Annotated in this window: 11 protein-coding genes and 1 pseudogene; 2 read left to right on the top strand and 10 right to left on the bottom strand. The window is 38.5% G+C overall.

Going from position 1 to position 8,906, the window contains the following annotated elements; all coding sequences use genetic code 11:
- Positions 1 to 86: 86 nt before the first annotated feature.
- From ABYK33_RS10910 to ABYK33_RS10885, 6 genes are all read right to left on the bottom strand, one after another.
- Positions 87 to 656: a murein L,D-transpeptidase family protein gene (locus tag ABYK33_RS10910; protein WP_373033236.1), complete on the bottom strand. Its 570-nt coding sequence runs from the start codon at positions 654 to 656 to the stop codon at positions 87 to 89.
- A gap of 155 nt (positions 657 to 811) precedes the next feature.
- The gene (gene tpx / locus ABYK33_RS10905; RefSeq protein WP_373033235.1) at positions 812 to 1,327 is read right to left on the bottom strand and encodes a thiol peroxidase; all 516 of its coding nucleotides are present in this window, start codon (positions 1,325 to 1,327) and stop codon (positions 812 to 814) included.
- Between the two features lie 160 nt (positions 1,328 to 1,487).
- Positions 1,488 to 2,657, bottom strand: a complete 1,170-nt coding sequence (locus ABYK33_RS10900; protein ID WP_373033234.1) for an NAD(P)/FAD-dependent oxidoreductase — start codon at positions 2,655 to 2,657, stop codon at positions 1,488 to 1,490.
- 10 nt (positions 2,658 to 2,667) lie between these two features.
- Positions 2,668 to 2,853: a hypothetical protein gene (locus ABYK33_RS10895; RefSeq protein WP_373033233.1), complete on the bottom strand. Its 186-nt coding sequence runs from the start codon at positions 2,851 to 2,853 to the stop codon at positions 2,668 to 2,670.
- Between the two features lie 10 nt (positions 2,854 to 2,863).
- Positions 2,864 to 4,318: a cytochrome c oxidase accessory protein CcoG gene (gene ccoG / locus ABYK33_RS10890; RefSeq protein ID WP_373033232.1), complete on the bottom strand. Its 1,455-nt coding sequence runs from the start codon at positions 4,316 to 4,318 to the stop codon at positions 2,864 to 2,866.
- The gene (locus tag ABYK33_RS10885) at positions 4,318 to 4,992 is read right to left on the bottom strand and encodes a recombinase family protein (protein ID WP_373033231.1); all 675 of its coding nucleotides are present in this window, start codon (positions 4,990 to 4,992) and stop codon (positions 4,318 to 4,320) included. The genes ccoG and ABYK33_RS10885 overlap by 1 nt, the downstream gene beginning before the upstream one ends.
- A gap of 176 nt (positions 4,993 to 5,168) precedes the next feature.
- Here ABYK33_RS10885 and moaC point away from each other — a divergent pair, with 176 nt between their 5' ends.
- Together moaC and ABYK33_RS10875 are read left to right on the top strand one after the other, a co-directional pair.
- Positions 5,169 to 5,642, top strand: a complete 474-nt coding sequence (gene moaC, locus ABYK33_RS10880) for a cyclic pyranopterin monophosphate synthase MoaC (protein WP_373033230.1) — start codon at positions 5,169 to 5,171, stop codon at positions 5,640 to 5,642.
- A gap of 18 nt (positions 5,643 to 5,660) precedes the next feature.
- A complete protein-coding gene (locus ABYK33_RS10875; protein ID WP_373033229.1) occupies positions 5,661 to 5,930 on the top strand; it encodes a YbeD family protein in 270 nt (89 codons plus the stop codon).
- A gap of 17 nt (positions 5,931 to 5,947) precedes the next feature.
- Here the strand turns inward: ABYK33_RS10875 and ABYK33_RS10870 are convergent, their stop codons facing one another.
- The 4 genes and pseudogenes from ABYK33_RS10870 to glmM all read right to left on the bottom strand — a co-directional run.
- Positions 5,948 to 6,781, bottom strand: coding sequence for a paraquat-inducible protein A (locus ABYK33_RS10870; protein WP_373033228.1), 834 nt, complete (start codon positions 6,779 to 6,781; stop codon positions 5,948 to 5,950).
- A 30-nt stretch (positions 6,782 to 6,811) separates the two neighbouring features.
- Positions 6,812 to 7,693, bottom strand: coding sequence for an esterase-like activity of phytase family protein (locus ABYK33_RS10865; RefSeq protein WP_373033227.1), 882 nt, complete (start codon positions 7,691 to 7,693; stop codon positions 6,812 to 6,814).
- A 50-nt stretch (positions 7,694 to 7,743) separates the two neighbouring features.
- Entirely contained in the window at positions 7,744 to 8,193 is a 450-nt protein-coding gene (gene lspA, locus ABYK33_RS10860; protein WP_373033226.1) for a signal peptidase II, read from the bottom strand.
- A pseudogene (gene glmM / locus ABYK33_RS10855) lies at positions 8,193 to 8,906 on the bottom strand (phosphoglucosamine mutase); the annotation flags it as partial. The pseudogene glmM and the gene lspA, both read right to left, overlap by 1 nt.

Below are 8,906 nucleotides of genomic sequence, written 5' to 3'. Positions count from 1 at the left end.
TTTTTACTGATTTTTTCTAGTTCCACGATGTATTTTTGACGATTAAATTTATCGATCTGCTTTTGCGTATATCTCATACTCTACCCTTATCGTATAACAATAGGTACACCTTCACGCACAGCATACCACAACTCTTTCATCGCAGAATTTGTCACAGCCACGCACCCTTGCGTCCAATTTTGAGAAAGCGTATAACTATCCCCTTTGCCATCTGCATTCCAGGTAGGTTGTCCATGGAGGGTGATCGCTCCTCCCGGATTAACGCCCCGTCTGGCAGCTCTTACTTTATCTTCCGGTCGTGGGTATGAGATACAAAGAGAACGATAGTATTTAGGAGAACAGAGTTTTCTGGAAATCCAAAATTCACCTTCAGGTGTTCTGTTGTCTCCTTGCTGCTGTTTTGTTCCTATAGGATTTTTACCCAAAGAAACCGGTAGTGTATTCGTCACTTTATTGTCTTTGTACAAATACATTTTACGCTCGTTCTTAACTACAACGATCTTATCTATACTTTCACCTTGAGAAAAATCTTCAGCCTCCAGTAACTCTTCTTTGCACTCTTCTAATGTATATTGGTTATTAACAATAGTAGGTTCAAGAGGTTGTTTACATCCTGCCAACCATATGAGTACCATACATCCATAGAGATATCGCATATTTTTTTACTGTCCTTGAAGCGTAGTATTAAGATATTTTAACACAAATTGGATAACTAACGGTAAATAAAGAAGTGTGAAAAATAGAGAGGGAAACAGTAGATAGAGATAAACACTCTTCACAAGAAGAGGTTTATCTAAAGTAAAAAAGCGAATTAACAAGCTGCCTGAGCTGCTGCAAGTGCTTCTTCATAGTTTGGCTCTGTTGTAATTTCTGGTACAACTTGCTTATACGCAACTTTACCGTCTTTACCTATTACAAAGATCACTCTAGCTGTAATCCCAGCCAAAGGACCATCAGCCAACAATACACCATAAGCGTTAGCGAAATCTTTGTTTCTGAAGTCTGAACATACTTTAAGATTTTCGATTCCAGCTGCACCACACCATCTAGCTGCTGCAAATGGAAGGTCCATAGAAACAGTGATTACTTCTACGCCGTCAAGGTTAGCTGCTTCGGCGTTAAATCTTCTAGTCTCTGCATCACATACACCTGTATCAAGTGATGGTACTGCTACTACAAGTTGAACTTTACCTTCTCCACCAATTGTTTCATTTTGAAGCATTGGATCACAGTTTACTACTGTAGTTACTGGTGCTGTATCCCCTACGTTAATTTCTGTACCTGCTAGGTTACATACGATGTCATTTTTAAATGTTACTGTTGCCATTTAATTGCCTTTAAATTAATTTTTGTACAAGCATTATGTCTTAAGCAATATAAATACAATCTTAAATAAGATAGATTTTGTCTTATTTCTAAAAAATTACCTAAATTCATCAAGTATCGCACAGTTGAAATGACAAGATAATGTCATTTTTCAATACGTATCACATGCCAGGGATCCTAGGGATCCTTCCCAATTTAGAATAACGACAATACCATCCCCACATCTTTTTCATCCAATGACCCACTACAGGCATAGGTATCATCTTCCCTCCATTGTCACTACGATACACGAAAGCAGCACCGTTACCCGTATCCATCACGCATAAAATATTTAAATGTTCTATATAACTTTGTTTTGAATCTATGTTTTGTATGTGGTTCATAATATTATAAGATACATTCTTAGCCATTACCTCAGCAACATGTCCCTGTTTAGCTCTCCATTCCGGTCCCATAAGAGAAGCCGAATCCCCAATGGCATAAATACCATCAAAGCCTTCTATCTCATTATACTCATTGGTGACAACAAAGCCTGCATCGCTCAGTGGTAACCCAGACTCTTGTAAAATATGATGTCCCGTCCCAGCCGAGATAAACATCGTCAAATCAGATTCCAGTTTAGTCTCATCTGCAAAACAGATACCATCTTCTTCAAAATGTGTGATTTTGCTTCCTACTTTTTTAGAGATGTTCGTCATATTGAACATCTTGTCCATCATCACTAACGCTTTTTCACCCATCTTTTGTCCAGGTTTTTCCATTGGGGCAAAAAAAGTAAGTTCAAAGTGTTCACGTACACCTTTTTTCTTCAAATAGGTATCCACATTAAAAAGTACTTCAAATGCAGGGCCACCACGTACAGCAGAAGTGTCTTTAGGATTACCACCAAAGCCCATAGCGATCTTACCCCCGCCTTTGTGTATCAATGTGTCTAAACGTTCATACAGTGCTGTAGCCTCTTCTGGCTTACCGCAGATAGAAAGTGTATGCTCCATCCCTTTATGCTGTATCTTGTCCTGGCCTAGCGCTACCACAATGTAGGTATACCCCTCTAGAACACGGTCACTTGCTAAGATTACTTTTTTTTCTGCAGCATCCACCTGTGTTACAGGATCAACAATAAGCTCAAACCCGTGTTTCATTGCAAGTTTATCCAAGGGGACAGAAACATCCTCTCTTGTTAGATCACCGGTAGGTATCCAGATAGAAGTCGGATAAATATAAAAATAGTCCCTGTCACTTACCAGTGTTACATCCAGATCTTGCTTTTTAAGATAGATAGCAGCTTCCACGCCTGCAAAGCCACCACCAAGTACCAATACTTTTTGCATCATCTCTCTCCTAATACTTAATTATACCTGTCTGTTCTTTTGTCACTAAAGTATCTGATACATTTGTATTTGCGCTAATAATTCCATAAATAGAGCCTAGCAATAATCCAGAGAGAATCACGATCCATATCGTCAATCTCTTTTCAGTACTTCCTTTACTCTTATAGTCTTCAATATTGTCAAGTGTCGGTTCCATCATATATTCCTTATTTTTTCACCAAGTCTGAACGAGGATAGAAAAATACCATCTCTCTATCAATTACAATTTTTTCTTTATCATCTGTCGCATATGCTCTAATGAGTATAGGTATAGGAACATCTTTTCTAGCATTATTCGCTAGTTGTTCTTTTGTTTCCAATATGACAACTTTTTTCTTTTTCTGTCCTGCCCCCAGCTTAAATGGTTCTGCAGGTCTTTTGATCGTTATCTTGTCATTGCCGACGATTTCAAAGTAATAGGTATGTTCTTTTCTATCTGTGTTTGCAAACATAAAGATATAGTCATTTTGTACCACACCATTATCTAGTACCTTATAGAGCCTCTGTCCCTTATTTATATTTAAGAGCATATGTTCTTTTTTACTTCCCATAACAAACAGTGCCACAAGTACGATCATCAACACTGCAAAATATGCGATTACCTTCCCTCTGAAGTAGTTAGTTTTCCCTGCATGATGAAGTGTCTCTTTTTCACTTGACCACTGCACTAAACTCGGTTTACCCAATGCTCCCATGACTGACGTACAGGCATCAACACACTCAAGACAGTTGATACACTCAAGCTGCAATCCTTTTCTGATATCAATATGTGTAGGACATACTGTTACACATGATTCACAAGTGTTACATTCTGCAGTACTGTCTACCTTTAGTAACTCTTTTTGGCTGTTAAATTTCTTCTCTCTTTCGTATCCATGGCCTTCATAGATGTCTCCACCGCGAATAGGGTCATAAACAGCCATAATCGTATCATCATCATAAAGTACCGACTGCACACGGCTGTAAGGACAGATATAGACACAGAAGTTCTCTTTGATGAATACTACATCAAGAATGATAAACAGTGCCGTACTCACTAATATACCTACGAGAACCATATGCTCTGTTGGATTGCTCAAATAGCTGAAGAAATCTTCAGGCGGCACAAAGAACCACAAAAAGTTGGCAGCAGCCACAAATGCCAACACAGACCATAGTAAAATAGCAATAACACTTTTCACTTTATTTTCCAGCTTGCTCATATCCGGGTCTTTTTGCTTGTTCTTTATTTTTTTACGTAGACCTAAAAGTTTTGTTTCTATGCCATCTCTATAGATCACACGAAAAATAGTTTGAGGACAGGCCCATCCACACCATGCTCGACCCCCTACTGCAGTGACTGCAAATATCCCAAGAAAAAGGAGCATAAGTAAAAATGGCATCAGATAAAGTTCCTGCATATCAAACGCTATACCTGCCAAGTGTAGTTTTTTCTGATCAAAGCTTAGCAAGAACATATGATTACCATTGATTGTGATCCATGGCACCGCCAAAGCTACTACCGTTGCAGCCACATATGCCCAATATCTTTTTATACGATAAGGTACCCAACCCTTTAAATACTCTTTTGATTTATTTTTTTTCTTTTCCGAGAGACATTGTTCTTCTATTGTTGTTTCCATTATGACACCTTCTGTTTTTTTGCTTTTCTTGCTTCTTCAAACGGACAGATAAGTACAATATTCTCCATACTTCTGTCACTTCTTGATTGATCCATCTCTATCCATGACCCTTCTATTAATTCCTTGATCCCTCGTGACTCAATATAGTCTTTCAAAGAACTGCGGCTCACGTTTAATTTTCTAGATATAGCACTGACACTCATTCCCTCACTCAAATGAGAGATGATCTCTCTTTGGTAAATATCAAACTTAGAACTTGACTTACTGCCTTTTGGACGTCCTATATGGTTTGTTTTTTCTTTTTCCTCTGTCCTTAATGCATTGAGCAAAGGAAAGATATCCACCATGTTTGTATCTTTGTTCATAAGCATATTCTTATCTACGATCCAAAGATTAACATTATGACTGAGCATACAGTTAATAACCTTTACCAACTCTTCTACCCTGTCACTCAGTATATACAAAGAAGAGACAATAACTGTGTAACCATCCTGCATCGTTTGTAAAAAGTCTTCAAACTCTTCTCTCTCATCCAGCAGAAGGTTTTTTGTCGCATATTCAACCACTTCTTTGTCAATTGTAAGTTCTTTTATTAATGAAAAAGATAAAATATCACTTTGTTGCGTAGTCAAATTCGGAAAATCTGGTACTTGTCTCATATATCCATAAACCATAGAGTCCCTTTATTTATTATAATTTCCATAATGTTATCTTATATGATGATAAAAGTCAAGTATATTCTTACTTTTTTCGTCATTTTAACTATTTTTATCGTCAGCACTTCTTTACTTACGTCTTTTTTATGTTAAAATACGCCTATTATAGTATTAAATAAGTATGAGGATAACACGTGAACCTTACGCATCTAGACGAACAAAATAAACCTAAAATGGTCGATGTCTCCGATAAAGACAATACAACACGTATTGCCACAGCTAGTGGTATCATAGAAGTAGGACAGCCTGCTTTTGATGCTGTTGTTGCAAACACAGCAAAAAAAGGTCCTGTCCTGCAAACTGCCGTCATTGCTGCCATCCAGGGAACCAAGCAAACCTCAACGCTCATCCCTATGTGTCATCCACTCATGCTGACCTCCGTGAAAACCGATATAGAAGAGCTTCCGGAACTTCCAGGATTTAAACTCACAGTCACAGCAAAGCTCAATGGACAGACAGGGGTAGAGATGGAAGCCCTTACCGGAGTGAGTGTAGGACTGCTTACTATCTACGATATGCTCAAAGCCATCGATAAAGGCATGGTCATTAAAAATGTTCAACTGGAAAATAAATCCGGCGGTAACAGTGGTGATTTTAATCGCGTATAAAAGTCAAAAGGAGAAGCAATGATTTTAGATGATAACACACCCCAAAAACCCAATATAGAATATCCGACCCAATGGGGCTTTAAACTCATAGGTAGAGATAAGGAAGCCATTTTAGCCTGCATTAAAGAAGCGATGGGAGAAAAAAAACATCTTTGCTCTTTAGGTAATTCTTCAAAAACCGGTAAGTTTCATACCTATAATGCCAGTTGCACTGTGGAAACAGAGGAAGAGAGAGATCGTATCTTTAAATACTGTCAAGATCATGATGATATAGATATGGTGATCTAACTCACCTTATCCCTTGCTCAGTATATGCTCTTGTTCGCAGATAACATCTTGTCCGCACTCAAGCTGACAAACATAGAAACAATCACATACGCCAAAAAGAAGTAAAGCCCCACTTCAACTTCTGCACGGCTCACATCCCCTTTATTGGCTGTAAGATACACTAAGAAAACCGCTACGACAAAGACATCCACCATAGACCATTTTCCTATCATCTTAAAAAACTTGATAATACTATGCGCAAATTTACTCTCCATGAATATCGAGACGAAAAGCAAAGAGAGTACTTTCAGTCCGGGGACCAGCACAGAAAAAAGAAGTATTACGATTGCAACAATAATATCTCCACTTTCATAAAGTTTTACTATGGATCCGATCACACCCTTTGATTCAAAGGAGAGTACGATATCCCCTAAATATTCCACTTCTTTATGAATGGTCACCATCAGGATAGGGGTAATGAGACCAAGGATAAGTGTCACTGTGGCAGACAAAGAACCAAACAACGTAAAGGTCCGTAAAGAGCCAAGAAGAGATAAAATCAATATAACCCCTAACAGAACCATAAAGTAAATGGTATTTTCTTGCGCCTGAAGCATGGCCTTTGTCTGTTTTTCACGGATCTTATCAAGATTGATCTTTTGTTCATCTTCATAAAGATCCCCCAATAAACTTTTTGCAAATTTTTCAAGTTGGAGACTTGCCTGCTGTCCAGCATCTTGATACGACACCAGTTCCGTAGTCGCCTTTTCATAAAGTATCGCTTGGTCATATGCTTTAACACCAAAGAAAACCATGCACCCTAATATCACGCTCAGTACACTGTAAAGTATTATTTTAATTGATTTTTTCATACGAAGATTATACCTTAAGGTATGTTAGACTCAATGTGTGACTTCAAAATAAATCAATAACGTCTGTTGAAAAAAATTGCCATTATCATCACTTACCATCACATAACGATGTTTCCCCACTTTGGCCAAACCTTCAAAATTATCAATGCTCCACCCTTGATGGCTGTTCATTTTAATCAAAAGTTCGCTTTTACACATCTTGTTCTTGCACTTGTTAAGATAGACTTTTTTTAACGTTATCACAAAAGGATTTAGAAGACCACTGTAAGAACGCTCCATGACCAGAAGATTACCGTCATCCATCACTTCCATTGCGACAACAGCACTTCTCTGTTCTGCTTCTGCCTTGAATTGCCACTCTTTCCCATTCAAGGCGTACACAGTCTGGTCTTTTTTCTGTTTATTTTTCAGTGGCCATTCTGCTGCAGTAAGCAAGCCATATCTGGGATGCCAGGTTAAGGCTTCTAAAGATTTATTGCGACTTCTGTAATTTTTAGGGTCTCTCAGTTTTTTAGGTAGCGTATACTTTTTAACCATTTCACCTTTTTGGTTAAACTTTCCTACTTTGGCTCTGCCTTCAAAAGAAACATAAAGATGTCCTTTATTATCTAAAGCCAACCCTTCACTGTCATGACGCCACTTCTTAAACTTTTTACCCTCTTTTTTAGCCAGTCTCATCCCTCTTACGGCATTGAATGTTTCTATCCTGTCAGAAAAAGTTGCCTCAAAAACAAAAAGTATTCCCTCGTCACTTAGCAGATAAAGTTTTTTTTCGTTTAGATCATATGTTACATCTGAGATCTCAGAAAATTTCAACCCGCTGATCTCTTTAAACAAAAGTCTTTTCTGAGCTAAAAGGGTAATGCCTTGAAATTGATTTTCGTTAGAAGAAGGGGCTATCTCTGTATTCAAGATCTCTCCTTGAAGTAACCCCAAAAAGCTTACAAGGAAGAAAATTATTTTCATTTCTCTTCAGCGTCTTCTTTGAAAAAATACACCATGATAAGTATCCACACCACAGCAAGGTCTATGGCCACATCTGCAAAATTGAATACAGCAAAATTAAAGCCGCAATGCCAAGCGACATAGTCAACTACTCCTCCATGTACAAAACGATCATACACATTACCCAGTGCGCCACCGATCAGTAGCCCTGCTGGAAATGCATAACGCTTGATGTATCCCTCTTTGAAAATAAAGAATAAGATACCCAGAACAAGCACTGCTTGGATCCATTTAAGGTAAGGTCCAAGAAATGCCAACATAGAGAAAGCTACACCTTTATTGTAGTGTAGCTCAAGGTCAATGCACTCTCCTGCACGATAATACCCCTCCACAAAAAGTGATTTGATATTCTGATCGATGATGAATGTCCCCAAAAGGACAAGAAAAAAGACAGCCACCCCTCTCATTAGGCTAGCGCACCTTTAAAGAATGTTTTACACTCTTCCATCATCTCTTCAAGTTTATTTTCATCTTTTCCTTCAAGTAAAAGACGAATTTTGTTTTCTGTTCCGGAGTACCTGAAAAGATGCCTCATACCTAGGTTTTCTACTTTTTCTTTCAAGGCATCAAGCCCATCAATAGTGTCAAAGTCTCTTTTTTCCTCCACCAAAAGGTTTACTAGAATTTGAGGATACGACTCATACGGGTTAAATGCTTCACTTGCTTTTTGCTTTGTATCTACCAGATAAGACAAGGCCTGCAATGCACTGGAGATACCATCTCCCGTCTTCGCATAATCTGAGAAAATGATATGTCCGCTTTGCTCGCCACCGAAATTCATGCCGTATTCCTGCATCATCTCCACTACATTTTTATCTCCCACAGCAGAACGATGTAAAGTAAGACCCTCTGAAGCAAGATACTCATCAAGTCCTTGATTGCTCATCACTGTAGCAACCATTCCATTACCTTTGAGCGTACCTTGAGCTTTAAGATATACAGCAAGTACACCCATCAGTTTATCGCCATCGACCACATCACCTTTTTCATCTACAATGACCAGTCTGTCCGCATCCCCGTCAAGTGCTATCCCGACATCTGCACGATACTCAAGTACGGCCTTTGCCAAATACTCCGGATGCATCGCACCACATCCCTCATTGATGTTAAATCCGTTGGG

This window comes from Sulfurovum sp. (genome assembly GCF_041562805.1).
Taxonomy (GTDB): Bacteria; Campylobacterota; Campylobacteria; order Campylobacterales; family Sulfurovaceae; genus Sulfurovum.
This window is presented reverse-complemented; position numbering and strand designations above follow the sequence as displayed.